General features: G+C 39.8%; 12 protein-coding genes. All 12 read left to right on the top strand.

Features of this window, described 5'->3' with window-relative positions:
- Window position 1: 1 nt before the first annotated feature.
- The 12 genes from AA0017_RS16345 (at window position 2) to AA0017_RS16290 (ending at window position 17,397) form a co-directional block, all read left to right on the top strand.
- Entirely contained in the window at window positions 2-1,351 is a 1,350-nt protein-coding gene (locus AA0017_RS16345) for a PTS transporter subunit EIIC (RefSeq protein WP_413376164.1), read from the top strand.
- Window positions 1,352-1,643: 292 nt separating this feature from the next.
- The gene (locus tag AA0017_RS16340) at window positions 1,644-2,699 is read left to right on the top strand and encodes a DUF871 domain-containing protein (RefSeq protein WP_413382651.1); all 1,056 of its coding nucleotides are present in this window, start codon (window positions 1,644-1,646) and stop codon (window positions 2,697-2,699) included.
- A gap of 672 nt (window positions 2,700-3,371) precedes the next feature.
- Window positions 3,372-5,111, top strand: a complete 1,740-nt coding sequence (gene ade, locus AA0017_RS16335) for an adenine deaminase (RefSeq protein WP_413376162.1) — start codon at window positions 3,372-3,374, stop codon at window positions 5,109-5,111.
- Between the two features lie 125 nt (window positions 5,112-5,236).
- Window positions 5,237-5,557 carry a YbjQ family protein gene (locus AA0017_RS16330; RefSeq protein ID WP_413376161.1) on the top strand — a complete coding sequence of 107 codons (321 nt, stop codon included), beginning with the start codon at window positions 5,237-5,239 and terminating at the stop codon, window positions 5,555-5,557.
- Window positions 5,558-5,899: 342 nt separating this feature from the next.
- Window positions 5,900-6,475: a nitroreductase gene (locus tag AA0017_RS16325; RefSeq protein ID WP_413376159.1), complete on the top strand. Its 576-nt coding sequence runs from the start codon at window positions 5,900-5,902 to the stop codon at window positions 6,473-6,475.
- A 351-nt stretch (window positions 6,476-6,826) separates the two neighbouring features.
- On the top strand, window positions 6,827-7,522 hold the full coding sequence (locus tag AA0017_RS16320; protein ID WP_413376157.1) for a heptaprenylglyceryl phosphate synthase: 696 nt from the start codon (window positions 6,827-6,829) through the stop codon (window positions 7,520-7,522).
- A 53-nt stretch (window positions 7,523-7,575) separates the two neighbouring features.
- Complete coding sequence (gene pcrA / locus AA0017_RS16315; RefSeq protein WP_413376155.1) at window positions 7,576-9,801, top strand: DNA helicase PcrA; 2,226 nt, start codon at window positions 7,576-7,578, stop codon at window positions 9,799-9,801.
- Between the two features lie 15 nt (window positions 9,802-9,816).
- Window positions 9,817-11,841 carry an NAD-dependent DNA ligase LigA gene (gene ligA, locus AA0017_RS16310; protein ID WP_413376153.1) on the top strand — a complete coding sequence of 675 codons (2,025 nt, stop codon included), beginning with the start codon at window positions 9,817-9,819 and terminating at the stop codon, window positions 11,839-11,841.
- Between the two features lie 22 nt (window positions 11,842-11,863).
- Entirely contained in the window at window positions 11,864-13,045 is a 1,182-nt protein-coding gene (locus tag AA0017_RS16305) for a CamS family sex pheromone protein (protein WP_413376151.1), read from the top strand.
- A gap of 487 nt (window positions 13,046-13,532) precedes the next feature.
- A complete protein-coding gene (locus tag AA0017_RS16300) occupies window positions 13,533-14,639 on the top strand; it encodes a BMP family lipoprotein (RefSeq protein ID WP_413376149.1) in 1,107 nt (368 codons plus the stop codon).
- Between the two features lie 171 nt (window positions 14,640-14,810).
- Window positions 14,811-16,346, top strand: a complete 1,536-nt coding sequence (locus tag AA0017_RS16295) for an ABC transporter ATP-binding protein (protein ID WP_413376147.1) — start codon at window positions 14,811-14,813, stop codon at window positions 16,344-16,346.
- Window positions 16,347-16,374: 28 nt separating this feature from the next.
- Window positions 16,375-17,397: an ABC transporter permease gene (locus tag AA0017_RS16290; protein WP_413382648.1), complete on the top strand. Its 1,023-nt coding sequence runs from the start codon at window positions 16,375-16,377 to the stop codon at window positions 17,395-17,397.
- Window position 17,398: the final 1 nt, after the last annotated feature.

Below are 17,398 nucleotides of genomic sequence, written 5' to 3'. Positions count from 1 at the left end.
GATGAAAAAAGAACAAGCCATTGCCGAAGGAATTTTAAGCAATGTTGGGGGAAAAGAAAACATTATTAGCATTACGCATTGTATGACCAGAGTTCGATTGAAGCTTAAAGATGAGCAAAAGATTCAATTAAGCGAGGTAAAGAAAGTCGATGGTGTCATGGGTGTAGTAGAAGATGAAACTTTGCAGGTTGTCGTAGGTCCAGGAACAGTTAACAAAGTTTCAGCTGAACTATGTCAACTTACAGGACTAACACTTGGGAGTGAACAATCTGATTCGGTAGAATATCCGGCAAAAAATAATAAAAAACGCTCACCGATAAAAAACTTTTTGAAAAGAATTGGGAGCATCTTCATTCCATTGATTCCAGCTCTAGTCGCTTCAGGTTTAATTAATGGAGGGGCGAACTTTGCTCAAAATGCCGGAGTTGATCCTGAAACGACATGGCTACAAATTCTACTTGTCATCGGTGGAGGAATTTTCGCCTTTTTAGGGATCTTGGTTGGCTGGAATACGGCAAAAGAGTTTGGAGGGACACCTGCACTAGGAGCGATTGCTGGTATCCTCATAATTAACCCTGCCCTTGCAAACATCACTTTGTTTGGAGAACAATTAGTACCTGGACAAGGGGGACTTTTTGCGATTATATTAGCAGGTTGGTTTATGGCTGTTGTTGAAAAATTTGTTCGAAAAGGGGTTCCATCTTCTCTAGATATTATCCTTACTCCGTTTATCACAGTATTGTTTGTTGGGGTTCTAACAATTATTGTTCTTCAACCAATTGGGAGCTTTTTGTCAGATGGGATTACACAAGGAATTCATAGTGTATTAGATGTCGGAGGAGTATTTGCAGGTGCGATTTTAGCCGGAACATTTTTGCCGCTTGTTATGATCGGAATGCATCATGGATTAACACCTATTCATTTAGAGTTCGTAAATATAATGGGTGCGACCCCACTGCTGACGATTTTAGCAATGGCTGGTGCTGGACAGGTAGGTGCTTCCATCGCTGTCTATGTGAAAACAAAAAATCAACGTTTAAAAAATACAGTAAAAGGTGCATTGCCAGTTGGGTTTCTTGGAATTGGAGAGCCACTCCTTTATGGGGTAACGCTTCCGCTTGGACGCCCATTTATTACCGCGTGTTTAGGTGCTGCAGTTGGAGGAGCTTTTCAGGCTGCTATGCAAACGGCTTCATTAGGGATTGGAGTGTCAGGTTTATCACTTCTTCCACTTATTGCTGATAATAAGTATTTTCTTTATTTCTTAGGACTTGTCATTGCGTATACATTTGGTTTTCTGTTTACGTATGCATTTGGATATAAAGAAGAAATGGCTAAAAACCTGGAATAAGGTTGTCATCAATCTAGCTGCGCCTGTTAGAAGTTCAAGAAAAATCGGCCTGCCTACAGGAAGTGGGTACAAGGCGTTGCGACAGGACGTCGCGAACTTAGCGTTGATCTTTAGTGTTCTCGCTTCTGAGCAAACGGACTCCGCTTTTTATCAATCTAGCTCCGCCTGTTAGAAGCTCAAGAAAAATCGGTCTGACTATAAAGTCAAAAAGCGACTTTCTAGTCAGCCCTGTATTTTTTCTCACTTCTAAGCAAACAGGCTCCACTTTTTATATTAAGGAGATGAGGAAATGATGCGTGGGGTGTCTATCTTTTTGGGGCAACGTTCACAGGAACAAATAAATGAATACCTTACAACGATGAAGGAACATGGATTTCAAACTATCTTTACGTCCCTTCATATACCGGAAGACGACTCATCTATGTATATAAAAGAATTAAAGCAGTTAGGTGAGTGGGCAGTTCAACATAATATGGAACTGATTGCTGATATTTCTCCGAGTTCATTATCTCTATTAGGCTCTTCCATTGAGATAAAAGGATTAAGTGGGTTAAGAATTGACTATGGAATTGGGGCTGAGGAAATTGTTAGGCTTTCAAAGGTCATGCGAGTCGTTCTTAATGCCAGCACACTAACGGATTCCTTTTTTGAAGAGCTATTGGAAAAAGGACTGAATCTTGCGAATGTAGAAGCATGGCATAATTATTACCCGCGACCAGAGACAGGCTTAGCCAAACATTCGTTCATTCAGAAAAATAGGCAACTGAAACAATGTGGTATAAAGATTGCCGCCTTTGTCCCTGGCGAAGGAGAGAAAAGGGGGCCAATAAATAAGGGATTGCCTACACTTGAGCAGCATCGTCACGTTTCGCCTTTTGCCGCAGCAGTAGAACTATGGCGAGAATGCGGGGTAGATAAAGTCATTATAGGTGATCCATGGCTCTCTAAAGAAAGTGCTCAAACGTTCTCTACCTATGATAAGGGCGTTATCACGTTTCGAACAACGTTCTTAAAAGCGAGTGAACCAACAAAAGAACTTATTGAACAGGTACATTATGAACGGCTGGACTCTGCTCGAGATGTTATTCGTTCAGCTACTTCTAGGAGTTATGCTCAAACAGGTAAGTTTCACGTACCGATAGTTTCAACAGTGGAACGGCCTAGAGGAAGTATAACAATTGATAATGAACGATATGGACGTTATCAAGGTGAATTGCAAATTACTAAAAAGTCGTTGCCAGCACATGATGCCGTTAATGTTGTTGGTTATGTTGTACCGGAAGATCAGCTGCTTTTAGATGTCATTAAGCCAGGTGAAGGCTTTTGCTTTCGCTGTACTGAAGCATAAATTAATTAAAGATATACTAAGATTAGTAGCATAGATCATGGCCTGTGCTACTATTTTTTTATTTTAGGGTAACTTTCATTTTGTCCAAATAAAAACACTTCCAAGTAATAACTCAACTTTCGCATCGAGAAAATCCGTTCAACTAGTTGGCAGAGCGAAAGGGAAGCTCTTAAACAAATGCCCTTGACACGTTTGAAAAGCGAGAACGTACTATCACACCAAACGGATAAACTGCGCAGTAAAAAAAATATGCCCTCCGGCGGTCGCTACCAAAACCTTACTCCGCGTCCTTGCCGAGAACCTGGCGAGCCTCCTCGGTACACCTGTGGGGTCTCGCTCCACGGTTTATTCCTGCGGGAGTCTCCGTGTCTGTTTGGGAGCGACCGCCGGAGGGCCTAATTTTAGTGAACAAATCCCTTCAACAGCCTACGAAAAGATGTGTTCAGACTGTCAACGATTGAACTGTTCATGTAAAGTCAATTTGAGTCTTGTATCGCCCTAAAGTCAATCTCTATCAACGGTTAAGGGGCAATTATACGCTGCGAAAGTTGAGTAATAAGAGTTAATCTGTTTAAAAGTAAAAGCTTTCCCGGTGATTTCCTTACGAACCAGGTGCATTTTGAATCAATTCATACTACAATAGGAAAAATGTATATTGAGGCGGGTGTGCTTATGGTTCCTAAAAATGAGTTGAAAAATAAGATTGCTGCAGCAGCTAAAGCAGAAGAGGCTGATTTAATTTTAAAAAATGGAAAAATCATTGATGTGTTTACATTATCGCTTTACGAGGCAGATGTGGCGATAAAAAACGGCTATATTGTTGGAATTGGTTCATACGAGGAGGCAAAAGAGATCGTCGAATTGAACGGTCAATACATTTCGCCTGCTTTTATAGATGGTCACGTTCATATCGAATCTGCGATGGTCCCCCCAGAAGAATTCGCCAAAATCGTCGTTCCAAGAGGAGTGACAACGGTCATGGCTGATCCTCATGAAATTGCCAATGTCGGTGGATTAAGTGCGGTCAAATATATGGTCGAAGCGTCTAAGGATTTGCCTCTTGATGTAAAAGTCATGGCCCCATCATGTGTACCAGCGACTTCTTTTGAGAATAATGGAGCGGATTTAACAGCAAATGATATTGATTTATTATTTCAAAATAAGGAAGTGCACGGTTTAGGAGAAGTAATGGATTACCCTGCCGTTCTTTCAGGTGATGAATCGATGCTTCAAAAGCTGAACATTGCCAAAAAGAACGGAGCAGGAATTGACGGTCATGCAGCTGGTCTTGATGAGGACGGCTTAAATGCGTATATGACGGCGGGAATCCGCAATGATCATGAAGCAGTAACAGCAGAAGAAGGGTTAGCAAGACTTAGACGGGGAATGTACTTATTAATGCGGGAAGGGACAGCAGCCAAAGATGTTGAAGCATTATTGCCTATCTTAACCACTGCTAATGCAAGGCGTTGTGTATTTTCAACTGACGATAAACATTTGGATGATATAGTTGAAAAAGGAAGCATTGATGCAAGTGTTCGTTTGGCGATTCAACACGGTGTTGACCCAATTCAAGCGATACAAATGGCAAGTTTAAATGCAGCTGAATGTTTTGAACTGAAAGAAAAGGGTGCGATTGCCCCAGGATACGAAGCAAACTTTTTGATTGTGAGTCACTTAGAGAATCTTGAAGTTGAACAAGTTTTTGTGATGGGGGAAAAGGTCGCAGAAGATGGCCATCTAATAACTGAATTACGCCATCAAGTAACCCCACCTCTTGCATTAACCGATAGTGTACGTTTACGTGATTTTACTCTTGAATCATTAGCATTGTCGCTTGAAGAAGGCAAAAAGGCTAATATTATTAGTACAAAACCAGGCTCGATTATGACGGAACATTTAAAAGAAGAAGTGGATATGGAGGACGGGTTGTTTAGAAGCTCGGTTGAAAAGCATCTTTTAAAGCAGGTCGTTGTCGAGCGTCATCATAATTTGGGGCATGTCGGGGTTGGTATTGTTAAAGGAATCCCTTTAAAAGAGGGAGCAATTGTCTCAACCGTTGCCCATGATTCTCATAATATCGTGGCCTGCGGTGTCGACGATCAAAGTTTATATACAGCGATCTCTCATGTAAGAGACATTCGTGGTGGGATAGCAGTCGTAAGGGGAGACGAGGTTTTAGCATCGTTGCCATTAGAGCTAGCTGGGTTGATGAGCTTAAAACCATTTGAAGAAGTGTATGCCCGTTTGAAAAAGATCGATCAAGCCTTAGAGGAGATTGGTTTTGAGGGGGACTGGAACCCGTTTATCACTTTGTCCTTTTTAGCACTTCCAGTTATTCCGGCGATTAAATTAACAGATAGAGGTTTGTTTGATGTCATTAATTTTACTCATATAGGAATTCAAGAATAACGAGAAGAAGCAAAAACGGCTCCATCCTTATTGACAGGGGAATATTTTTTAAAAATGAAACTATTTGTCTGAAGGTGACGTAAATAGAATTAGATAAGATTGATCTAATAAAAGGGGGCGGCAAGATGTTAGTTGTCACGACAAATGAAGTAGCAAACTATACGGTTGAAGAAGTATTAGGTTTTGTTGAAGGTGGAACGGTGCAAACGAAGCATATTGGGCGTGATATTACAGCTTCATTAAAAGGAATCGTTGGCGGAGAGATAAAAGGCTACAGCGAAATGATGGAAGAAGCTCGCAGTTTGGCAGTGGAAAGAATGAAAAAAGCTGCTGAGAAAAAAGGAGCTAATGCGATTATCGGGTTTCGGATGCAAACCTCAACGGTTATGGCAAATGCATCTGAGATTATTGCATATGGAACAGCCGTTATTATTCGGCCAAAATAGTCATTGAATTTATAGTATAAAAACCATTTTGATCTCTCGAAATGGTTTTTATATATTTAAGCCTCTTTTTAATTCGTTTTTCTATTGTAACTATGTTAAAAGTTCATTGACTCACACTTTATAATTGGTTGGGATAACATAAAAGAACTAATTATTTGCACCGTTCCTTTTTCATTTGTTTATTTATCAGGGAAGATAGATGCGTTTTTACTTAGAAGGCGAGCAAAAAGTTAACGAGACTTGCTCTTCACAACTTGTCCCTTTATACTATAGTTATAAGTGAAAATGATTATCAATATTAATTGATTCCGATAAAAGAATAATGAATAGGTGGTGCTTAAAATGGGAGTTTTTATGAACGAAAAAGTGAGTACGCTTTCGACATTAATTCGTGAGCGTCGAAGCATACGTGATTTCAAAACCGATCCAATTCCACTTCAGGACATGGTGGAGCTTTTAAATGACGCAGTATATGCTCCAAATCATGGGAAACGTGAGCCGTGGCGTTTTATTGCTTTTGAAGGAAAAGGAAAAAAGAAATTTGCAGAAGCTGTGATTGACACATATAATGCTGAGCAAAAAGAGAATAAGGCCACGGCAATGGAAAAGTATTATCAAGATATACCATTGCATCTTTTAGTAGTTATGCCAGAGGACCCAAGACAGAAAAAATGGGAAGAAGACATTTGTGCCGTATCAGCTATGATTCAAAACTTCCAATTACTAGCTTGGGAAAAAGGAATAGGAGTTTGCTGGAAAACAAATGCTTATAATCTCGATCCTATTTTTAGAGAAGCGGTAGGGGTTCAACCAGGAGAAAAAATCGTGGCAACTTTGCATATCGGTTATTATGAAATCGTTCCAAAAGCAAAGCAACGAACATCAGTCGAAGATAAACTAGTTGTAATTAATGATTAAGTGAATGGATATAAAAAAAGACAACAAATTGCTAATGGCAGCTTTGTTGTCTTTTTTTTTGATGGAAATGAAAACCGCGTTTTGGCCGTCGCTGATGTGAAAAAAGAGCCGAGCAACGCCGTCACCCCCCGTTTGGCCAGCACTGATGTGAAAAAAGCCGTCAACTCCGGGTTCCCCCAATGTTATGTAAAAATAGAATCTGATTCCCATTCTTTTCTACAATTTGGTCACAGGATAACGGGGAAGAAGCAACGACAACAGTCTTTATCTTTGATATAATGACGAACAGAATAAGTCTATTTTAATTGGAGTAGAATGGTTAAAAAGATTGTAGGGAAGTAGGAGATTGAGATGCTAAACTATCAAGAGTGGCGTCATGTTTTTAAATTAGATCCGAATCGGGCGTTGACAGATGAACAAATAGAAAGAATTTGTGAATCGGGAACAGATGGAATTATTATTGGAGGCACGGATGGAGTGACTCTTGATAATACGTTACACGTAATGGCTAAGGTGCGTCGTTATGCGATTTCGTGTGCACTTGAAGTATCTAATGTCGATTCGATTACTCCAGGTTGTGATTACTTTTTTATTCCGTCTGTGATGAATAGTGAAAAAAGAGAATGGATTTTAGGCCAACATCATCAAGCGATTAAAGAGTTTGGGGCGATTATGAACTGGGATGAAGTCGTAATGGAAGGCTACTGTGTTTTAAATCGCGATTCAAAGGTCGCTGAGTTAACAGAAGCGAATGTTGATTTAGATCAGGATGACATTATTGCGTATGCAAGAATGGCTGAAAACCTTTATCGTTTTCCTGTTTTTTATTTAGAATTTAGTGGCATATATGGCGATGCGGATACAGTGAAACAAGTGTCAGCGGTATTAGAACAAACGAAGCTCTTTTATGGTGGAGGTATTCGTTCTGAGGAGCAGGCGAGACAAATGGCCGCTTATGCTGATACGATTGTCATTGGGAATTTAATATATGAAGATTTTGAGGCAGCCTTAAAAACCGTTTCGGCAGTTAAAGGTGCATTGCAATAAGGGTAGAAATCTATTATGATAAAAAATAAGAACATTTGTTTGGTGGTGAGCGTATGCAAGAACGAATTATCGATAAAATGCTAGCAGGGTTGAATCCAGAGCAAAAGGCTGCAGTGAAGCATACGGAAGGACCGTTGCTGTTAATGGCAGGGGCCGGAAGTGGAAAGACGAGAGTGTTAACGCATCGAGTAGCCTATTTATTACGTGAGAAAGGAATTGCTCCTTGGAATGTATTAGCGATTACTTTTACAAATAAAGCAGCACGTGAGATGAAGGAGCGTGTCGCGAAACTTGTTGGGCCAGTAGCAGAAGATATTTGGATTTCGACCTTTCACTCCATGTGCGTGCGCATTTTAAGACGAGATGTCGACCGGATTGGTTACAGTCGTAATTTTACAATTCTTGATTCAGCCGATCAGCTTTCGGTTATTAAGCAAATTTTAAAAGAAAAGAATTTAGATCCAAAAAAGTTTGACGCAAGAAGTATTCTGGGAACGATTAGCAGTGCCAAAAATGAACTCACTAAACCAAAAGAGTTTGTCGCAAGTGCAACCCAGCTGTATGAGCAAACAGCAGCAGAAGTCTATGTTGAGTATCAGAAGCGTTTAAAAAACAATAATGCAATGGACTTTGATGACCTCATTATGAAAACGATCGATTTGTTTAAGCAAGTGCCTGAGGTGTTAGAGTTTTACCAACGTAAATTCCAATACCTTTTAGTAGATGAGTATCAGGATACAAACAGGGCCCAGTATTTACTCGTCAAAATGATCAGTGATAAGTATCAAAACCTTTGTGTTGTCGGAGATTCCGATCAGTCGATTTATCGCTGGCGTGGAGCCGATATTGCGAACATTCTTTCCTTTGAAGAAGATTATCCAACTTCAACGGTCATTTTACTTGAACAAAATTACCGTTCAACGAAAACGATTTTAGAGGCGGCGAATCAAGTCATTGGCAATAACCGTAACCGAAAGCCGAAAAATCTTTGGACGGAAAATGACCAAGGGAATAAAATTAATTATTACGCAGCAGGAACGGAACAGGAAGAAGCTCAGTTCGTTGTAGAAAAAGTACGTGAAGCAACGAGAGAAGAAGGTTTCAATTATTCTGAGATTGCGGTTTTATATCGTACGAATGCTCAATCTCGTGTAATTGAGGAATTTTTTGTGAAATCTAATATCGAATACAACATTGTCGGCGGAACAAAATTCTATGACCGGAAAGAAATTAAAGACGTGCTTGCGTATCTTCGTCTGATTTCTAATCCGGATGACGATATTAGTTTAAGAAGAATTGTCAATGTTCCTAAGCGTGGGATTGGAGCGACAACAGTTGATAAGCTTGCTTCTTATGCGATTGCAAATGGGCTTTCTATTTTTTCTGCCCTTCAGGAAATTGAGCAAACCGGTGTAACTCCACGTGCGATGACGAAGCTCAGAGAATTCCGCGATCAACTTGGGCATTGGATTCAAATGCAAGATTATTTATCCGTAACAGAGCTTGTTGAGGATTTATTGGAGCGGACAGGCTATCGTGATGTTTTAAAAAATGAACAGACGATTGAAGCACAAAGTCGTTTAGAAAATATCGATGAATTTATTACAGTAACGCAAGAATTTGAGAAAAGTAATGAAGACAAAACTCTTGTTGCCTTTTTAACCGATTTAGCCCTTGTTGCCGATATTGATCGACTTGATGATGAGGAGGAAGAGGAGAAAAAGAAAGATGCGATTACGCTAATGACCTTACACTCAGCCAAAGGGTTAGAATTCCCTGTCGTTTTCTTAATTGGTATGGAGGAAGGCGTTTTCCCACATAGTCGCTCTTTATTTGAAGAGGATGAAATGGAAGAAGAGCGTCGTCTTGCGTATGTCGGGATTACTCGTGCTGAGCAGCGCCTTTATTTAACGAATGCAAAGCTGAGAACGATGTACGGTCGGACTAATTCAAATCCACCTTCTAGATTTATTAAAGAAGTTCCAGAACATTGCCTCGAGCTTTTACATGAGGAGCAAAAAGCAACACCTGCGTGGATGAAAACATCTAGGCCACAAATGAGACAAGCTCCTACCCCACATCGTCCACAGATGACAGAAACGGGTGGAGACACATTTGAATGGAAGGTCGGCGATAAAGCCAACCATAAGAAATGGGGAGTTGGTACGGTCGTAAGTTTAAGAGGTGAAGGCGATTCATTAGAATTAGACATCGCTTTTCCACAGCCGACAGGGATTAAACGTTTATTTGCTAAATTTGCTCCGATTTCAAAGCAATAAGAAAGGACGAAAGCTATGGAAAGACAAGAGGCAAAAATCAAGATAAATGAGCTGAGGGAAGTATTAAATGAGTATGGGCATTACTATTATGTGCTTGATAATCCGGTCGTATCTGATGCCGAATACGATCAAAAGCTCCAACAATTAATTGAATTGGAGGAGCAATTTCCTGAATTAATCACCGATGACTCTCCAACGGTTCGTGTAGGTGGAGAGCCCCTTCCTTATTTCGAAAAAGTGGAGCACCGTACGCCAATGTTAAGTCTTGGTAATGCATTCTCTGAACAAGATTTGCGTGATTTTGATAAGCGGATTCGCAATCAACTGGGGGATGACGTTGCTTATACTTGTGAGCTGAAAATTGACGGGTTAGCGGTCTCTTTAACGTATGAGCAGGGTCGTTTTGCGCGAGGGGCAACAAGAGGGGATGGAACGGTTGGCGAAGACATCACAAATAATTTAAAGACGGTTCAAGCCATCCCGTTACGATTAAAAAGAGAAGTGACGATGGAAGTTCGTGGCGAAGCGTATATGCCGAAACGATCATTTTTAAAATTAAATGAAGTGAGAGAGGCGGCGGGAGAGGAGAAATTTGCTAATCCTCGTAATGCGGCAGCCGGTTCTTTAAGACAGTTAAACCCTAAAATTGCTGCGAAACGAAACTTATCGATGTTTTCGTATTCGATTGGCTACCTTGATAATGACGACTTAAACTCTCATTATGAGGCGTTACAACTCATTAAGGATTTAGGCTTTAAAACAAATCAAGAAACGACCCTTTGCGTGAGCATTGATGAAGTGATCGAGTTTGTACAGGGCTGGTTAGAAAAGCGGCAGGAGCTCCCTTATGAGATTGATGGGATTGTCATTAAGCTTGATTCGATTGAACAGCAAGAACAATTAGGTTTTACCGCTAAAAGTCCACGTTGGGCGATTGCCTATAAATTTCCAGCTGAAGAAGTCGTAACAACTTTAAGAGAGATTGAATTAAGTATTGGTCGGACAGGTGTTGTGACCCCGACAGCGATTTTAGATCCGGTGATTGTCGCAGGGACGACTGTAAAGCGAGCTTCTCTTCATAACGAGGATCTCATTCGAGAGAAGGATTTAAAATTAGGTGATTCGGTTGTGATCAAAAAGGCTGGAGATATCATTCCAGAGGTTGTCAACGTCCTAACGGACAAACGTGATGGAAGTGAACGCGAGTTTTTGATGCCGTCTCATTGTCCGGAATGTGAAAGTGAGCTTGTTCGTTTAGAGGGCGAGGTAGCTTTAAGATGTATTAATCCTCAATGTCCTGCACAAATTCGTGAAGGGTTAATTCACTTTGTTTCGCGAAATGCGATGAATATTGATGGTCTAGGCGAAAAAGTCGTAGCGCAATTATTTTCATATAAGCTGATTCAAACTGTTGCGGACTTGTACAGGTTAAATCGGGATGAGTTATTAGAGTTAGAACGAATGGGTGCTAAATCAGTGGATAATTTATTAGCGGCGATTGAAGCATCTAAGGGGAACTCACTCGAACGTCTTTTATTTGGTCTAGGCATTCGTTTTGTCGGAGCTAAAGCTGCGAAAACATTAGCGGCTCATTTTGAAACAATCGAGGCTTTACAAGGGGCTGGCGAAGAAACTTTATTAACGATTGATGAAATCGGTGAAAAAATGGCTGGCTCGATTCATTCTTATTTTGAACAGCCTGAAGTCACGGATTTAATCGAGCAATTACGTTCATTAGGAGTTAATTTAACTTATAATGGGCCAGTCGTTTCTCAATCAGAAGACGTATTGGAAGAAAGTCCATTCCTTCAAAAGACGGTCGTTTTAACGGGGAAATTAGAGCAGCTCACTCGTAATGAAGCGAAGGAAAAAATTGAGGCGTACGGTGGTAAAGTGACGGGAAGTGTAAGTAAAAAAACCGATTTAGTCGTTGCGGGTGAAGAAGCTGGTTCGAAGCGAACAAAGGCAGAAGAGTTAGGCGTGCTTATTTGGGATGAGCAACAATTAATGGATGCTTTTTTTGAGCTTGAAAATAAATAAACAATAGGGGAGGAGGGGTATGATGAAGAAATGTTTACTTTTGATGAGTGCAATGCTCCTAGTTTTATCAGGCTGTATCCCAATTTTACAGCCCCAAAATGACGATATTAGCATTGAGGACGAACCAGCAACCGAGAACCAAGATGTTGCAGTTATCCCTCATATCTCAAATTCAGAAGACTATTATCGGAGCATTTTATATGACGGGGTTTATCCTCATGGGGAAACGAGAGGACTCGGGACATCTCTTGTATCAAATCGTCTTGATTTAGATCAATTTGAAATTGGCTTAACAAGAATGGCTCAGGAGTATTTTGATAATGAACGTTACTTTTTCCGTGAGGGTCAGTTCTTGTCTAGTCAGGAAGTCAATAGCTGGATCAGAAGATATGATGAAGAAAATAACCCATCTGGTTTAAATCCAGCACTATTTGGGGATGAAGATACGGATAGGAGAGAACGAGAAGAAGAAAGCCCAAGATATCTTTCACATTTGATCGAACATAACTATTTAGTAGAGAAGGATAACGGCAATTATGAAGTCGGTGGGATTGTGATTGGTCTGTCGTTAAATAGTGTGTATAACTTTAATGTAGATACAGATAGTGGACGTTACTTCTATTCCATAGAACTAGAAGATGATAATATTTTAGAAGAGGGTCAAAAGATAGCTGAGGAAGTTGTGAATCGAATTCGTTCAAGTAACCGCGAAGACGGGGCCTTTCAAAATATTCCTATCGTTGTTGCCCTATTTCAAGAACAGCCACGTCAAGCGGCAGTACCTGGAAACTATATTGCACGGTCTATAGCAGAGCCGAATGAGGGATTATCAAGGTGGCAGGATATTAATGAACAGTATTACTTGTTTCCATCTACAGAAGCAAACCGTGATGCCAGAGGCGACGCCGATCAATTTAACTTGTTTAAAGATGACATTCAAGGCTTTTTTGAAACGTATGTCGGTGCGGTTGGAAGAGGTTTTTACAATAATGATCAATTACAAGAGTTGACTGTTGAGATTTCCTTACAATATCAAGGGAAAACGGAAATTGTTGCATTATCTCAATTTGTGGCGAATCGAATAAAGCAGCGTTATCAAGACACTTTAAAAGTAAATGTTTATATAAACTCGGTTGGTGGAAAACAAGAAGCACAAGTCATTCGAAATCCGAATGAAGAACCACTGATTCACATCAATCAATAGACTCCTAATTATTAGGGGTCTTTTTTATAAAATTGTTATCAATTAGGTGGCTTAGTTGGGCTTACTTCTATAAAAAGTAAATGACTGAAAAAATAGAATAAATAGATAAATAAAACTTTTAGAAATGTCGAAATATCTTTTCGTACAAAGTATGACAAAAATCGATTTTTCGTTAGAAAGATGTTTATTATTTAAGTTAAACATGATATATTTAGGACGTTTCTAAGTAAGACATCAGAAGTCTGATCTCTTATAGGAAATTCCTTAATGAATCTTATACATTCATAATATGATAGCGGTTTATTTGGAGAGTAATCAAATTATTAGGGAATAAATATGCCATAAGATCTAGTCATTTTTTAATAAAGAGATTAGAATAAATCCTAGCAATAGTTGTCACACTAAAATGGTGAGCGTACTATTGAAAGTTACTGCTATGATATGAATGTGTATAAGTAGTAATTAAAAAAAGAGGGGGATTCATTCAATGAAAAAGTGGTTACGTAATGCAACATTAGGTTTAGCTGCTACTGTCGCTCTAACAGCTTGTGGTGCTGGGAACGATGATAACGGGACAAGCACTGGTGGGGGCGAAAGTACAGAGCCAAGTGATTTTACTGTAGGGATGGTAACAGATGCAGGTGGGATTGATGATAAATCCTTTAACGAGTCTTCATGGAATGGTATAAAAGATTTTGGTGAGAAGTTTGATCTTACTGAGGGTACAAACTATTCTTATGTTCAATCAGGTAGTATTCCTGATTTTGAGCCGAACTTACGTGGTTTAGTTCGTGAAGGTAAAGAATTAGTCTTTGGTGTAGGCTTTTTGATGGAAGATGCGATGAGAACTGTCGCGAGTCAAAATGAAGATGCACAACTAGCGATTATTGACATGGTCGTTATGAATGAAGAAACTGGCGAACCGTTCGAAAACGTTGCACATATGACGTTTGAAGAGCATGAAGGTTCTTTCCTAGTTGGTGTTGTTGCTGCTTTAGAGTCTGAGACTGATCAAGTTGGTTTCATTGGTGGAATGGATAGTGACCTTATTAAAAAGTTCGAGAATGGTTTTAAAGCCGGAGTGAAGGCTGTAAATCCTGACATCGAAATTGCCGTTCAATATGTAGGTGACTTTAACGATTCAACTACAGCACAACAAATCGCAAACACAATGTATAGTCAAGGTGCTGATATTATTTATCATGCTGCTGGTGGATCAGGTAATGGTTTAATTACAGAAGCAATCAACCGTGCACGTAATGGTGAAAATGTATGGGCAATTGGTGTTGACCAAGACCAATATGAAGATGGAATTTATGATGGCGAAAAGTCCGTTATGCTTACATCAATGGTTAAACGTGTAGATGTTGCGGTTGCCGATGTTGCGGAAAGAACAATGAATGGCGACTTCCCTGGTGGAGAAATTCTTGTCTATGGTTTAGAGGAAAATGGTGTCGGTATTGCTGAATCTACTCAAAACTTATCTGATGGAATTGAAGCACAAGTGAACGAATATCGCGATAGCATTTTATCAGGTGATGTGGAAGTTCCAACGACAGATGCAGAATACGAAGAGTATTTAAACGGTCTTTAATTTATAATTAAAAGAAAATATCAACAAAGGCTAGTGCTACACTAGCCTTTGTTGTCAGTAATATGAATAAGATGAATGTAGGGAAAATGATGAATTGAACCGTTCTCCCAATTCATCATTCGCCCTATAAAATGCTAGAGTGTTGATTATGAGCGGTAAGGAGTGAACTAGGTGAGCTATGTAATTGAAATGAATAACATCCGTAAAGAATTTCCAGGAATTGTTGCGAATGATAATATCACCTTACAATTAAAAGAAGGCGAAATTCATGCTCTTTTAGGAGAGAATGGAGCGGGGAAATCAACATTAATGAATGTTTTATTTGGCTTGTATCAGCCTGAAAAAGGAAACATTCGTGTCCGTGGTGAAGATGTCAATATTACCGATCCTAATGTTGCTAATCGCCTTGGAATAGGTATGGTTCATCAGCATTTTATGTTGGTTGAGAATTTTACAGTAACTGAGAACATTGTTTTAGGAAATGAACCGACAAAAGCGGGCCGATTAAATATTCGAAAAGCAGCAAAAGAAGTAGCGGAGATTTCTAAACAATACGGTCTTAAAGTGGACCCGCATGCCAAAATTGAGGATATCTCAGTAGGGATGCAGCAACGTGTCGAAATTTTAAAGACGCTTTATCGTGGGGCGGAGATTTTAATCTTTGACGAACCGACAGCCGTGTTAACACCACAAGAGATTCAAGAGTTAATTGGCATTATGAAAAAGCTTGTCGCAGAAGGAAAGTCGATAATTTTAATTACACATAAATTAAAAGAAATTATGTCTGTTTGTGATCGTTGTACCGTCATTCGCCGTGGTAAAGGGATTGGCACAGTCGATGTTAAAACATCAAGTGAAGCAAAACTTGCTGAAATGATGGTTGGACGCGAAGTAAACTTCTCTGTTGAGAAAACACCAGCAGAACCAAAAGAGACTGTGCTTAAAGTTGAAAATGTCACGATGAAAAATAGTCGCAAAGTGGACGCATTAAAAGGGTTGGATTTAGAAATTAGGGCTGGAGAAATTGTTGGGTTAGCTGGAGTTGAAGGCAATGGACAGTCAGAGCTAATCGAAGCGATTACAGGCTTACGTAAAGTTGATAGTGGACATATTTATTTAAATAGCAACGAGATCACTAATAACCCACCTCGAAAAGTGACAGAAGCAGGTGTCGGTCACATTCCAGAGGATCGTCATAAACACGGCCTTGTTTTAGATTTTTCAATTGGTGAAAATATTGTGTTACAAACATATTATAATGAGCCTTATTCAAAAATGGGAATTCTTCAGTATCCAAAGATTTATGAGAAAGCTCGTGAACTAATTGACGATTACGATGTGCGAACACCGAGTGAATATACAGAAGCCCGTGCATTATCTGGTGGGAATCAGCAAAAAGCGATCATCGCCAGAGAAGTGGATCGTTCACCAGACTTCCTTATTGCGGCACAGCCAACACGTGGTTTAGATGTAGGGGCGATCGAGTCCATTCATACGCGTTTAATCAAAGAACGAGATAAAGGGAGAGCCATTTTACTTATGTCGCTTGAGCTTGATGAAGTTCTAAATGTCAGTGATCGAATTGCGGTCATATACGATGGGAAAATTGTTGATATTGTTGATGCTGACAAGACGAACGAAAAAGAACTTGGGTTATTAATGGCTGGAGGTAAGCGTCAGAAGGATGGTGAAGAGAATCGTGGATAAAAGAAATAAATTTGGGAAATTAAGCGGTTTGCTAATTCCAATCATTTCAATTTTCTTAGGGGTTTTAATCGGAGCAATTTTAATGCTGATTTCTGGCTATAATCCGATTGTTGCCTATAGTGCGTTATTAAGAGGGATCTTTAGTGATACATACTATATTGGCGAAACAATCCGAGCGATGACGCCACTCATCCTAGCGGGTTTAGCTGTTGCGTTTGCTTACCGGACAGGTTTGTTAAATATCGGGGTAGAAGGACAATTAATCGTTGGCTGGCTTGCGGCGGTTTATGTCGGTAGTGCTCTTGATTTACCGATGATTATTCATTTGCCCCTGTCGATTTTAGCTGGTGCGGTTGCCGGAGCACTTTGGGGCTTCTTGCCAGGCTTTTTAAAAGCTCGTTTTGAGGTTCATGAAGTTATCGTTACCATTATGATGAACTATATTGCTCTTTATAGTGCTAATGCGATTATCCGTGCATTCTTAATTGTTCCGGGGGAAAGAACGGAAACCATTTATCCATCCGCTTCTTTACAATCGGATTTTCTTCAATCGATAACGGATTACTCACGACTACATTATGGTTTTGTTATAGCCATTTTAGCGTGTGTCATCATGTGGTTTGTATTATGGAAAACGAAAAAAGGTTATGAGCTGAGAGCAGTTGGTTTTAACCAACATGCTTCAAAGTATGCAGGTATGAATGTAAAAAGTAATGTTGTCCTCGCCATGGTTATTTCAGGTGCCTTTGCAGGTGTCGCAGGTGCGATGGAAGGATTAGGTACTTATGGATATATGTCGATTTTAAGTGGCTTTAGTGGAGTAGGGTTTGATGGAATCGCAGTTGCCTTATTAGGGGCTAATACGGCCATCGGTGTTTTCTTATCTTCCTTCCTATTCGGAGGCTTACAAGTTGGTTCCTTAACGATGCAACAACAAGCTGGAGTGCCAATGGAATTAGTTGATATCGTTATCGCTTTAATTATTTTCTTTGTAGCATCAAGTTATATTATTCGTTGGGTTACGAACCGCATTAAGAAAGGAGGAATTTAAA

The organism is Alkalihalobacillus phoenicis, from assembly GCF_047302405.1.
Lineage (GTDB): Bacteria > Bacillota > Bacilli > Bacillales > Bacillaceae_D > Alkalihalobacillus.
Note: the sequence above shows the minus strand (reverse complement) of the source record. Positions and strands in the feature narration are given on the sequence as shown.

Coding starts and splice junctions, on each gene's coding strand:
- AA0017_RS16340 (WP_413382651.1), top strand. CDS start 1,644: ATGCGTGGGGTGTCTATCTTTTTGGGGCAACGTTCACAGGAACAAATA.
- AA0017_RS16320 (WP_413376157.1), top strand. CDS start 6,827: ATGCTAAACTATCAAGAGTGGCGTCATGTTTTTAAATTAGATCCGAAT.
- AA0017_RS16345 (WP_413376164.1), top strand. CDS start 2: ATGAAAAAAGAACAAGCCATTGCCGAAGGAATTTTAAGCAATGTTGGG.
- AA0017_RS16325 (WP_413376159.1), top strand. CDS start 5,900: ATGGGAGTTTTTATGAACGAAAAAGTGAGTACGCTTTCGACATTAATT.
- ligA (WP_413376153.1), top strand. CDS start 9,817: ATGGAAAGACAAGAGGCAAAAATCAAGATAAATGAGCTGAGGGAAGTA.
- AA0017_RS16300 (WP_413376149.1), top strand. CDS start 13,533: ATGAAAAAGTGGTTACGTAATGCAACATTAGGTTTAGCTGCTACTGTC.
- pcrA (WP_413376155.1), top strand. CDS start 7,576: ATGCAAGAACGAATTATCGATAAAATGCTAGCAGGGTTGAATCCAGAG.
- ade (WP_413376162.1), top strand. CDS start 3,372: ATGGTTCCTAAAAATGAGTTGAAAAATAAGATTGCTGCAGCAGCTAAA.
- AA0017_RS16305 (WP_413376151.1), top strand. CDS start 11,864: ATGAAGAAATGTTTACTTTTGATGAGTGCAATGCTCCTAGTTTTATCA.
- AA0017_RS16330 (WP_413376161.1), top strand. CDS start 5,237: ATGTTAGTTGTCACGACAAATGAAGTAGCAAACTATACGGTTGAAGAA.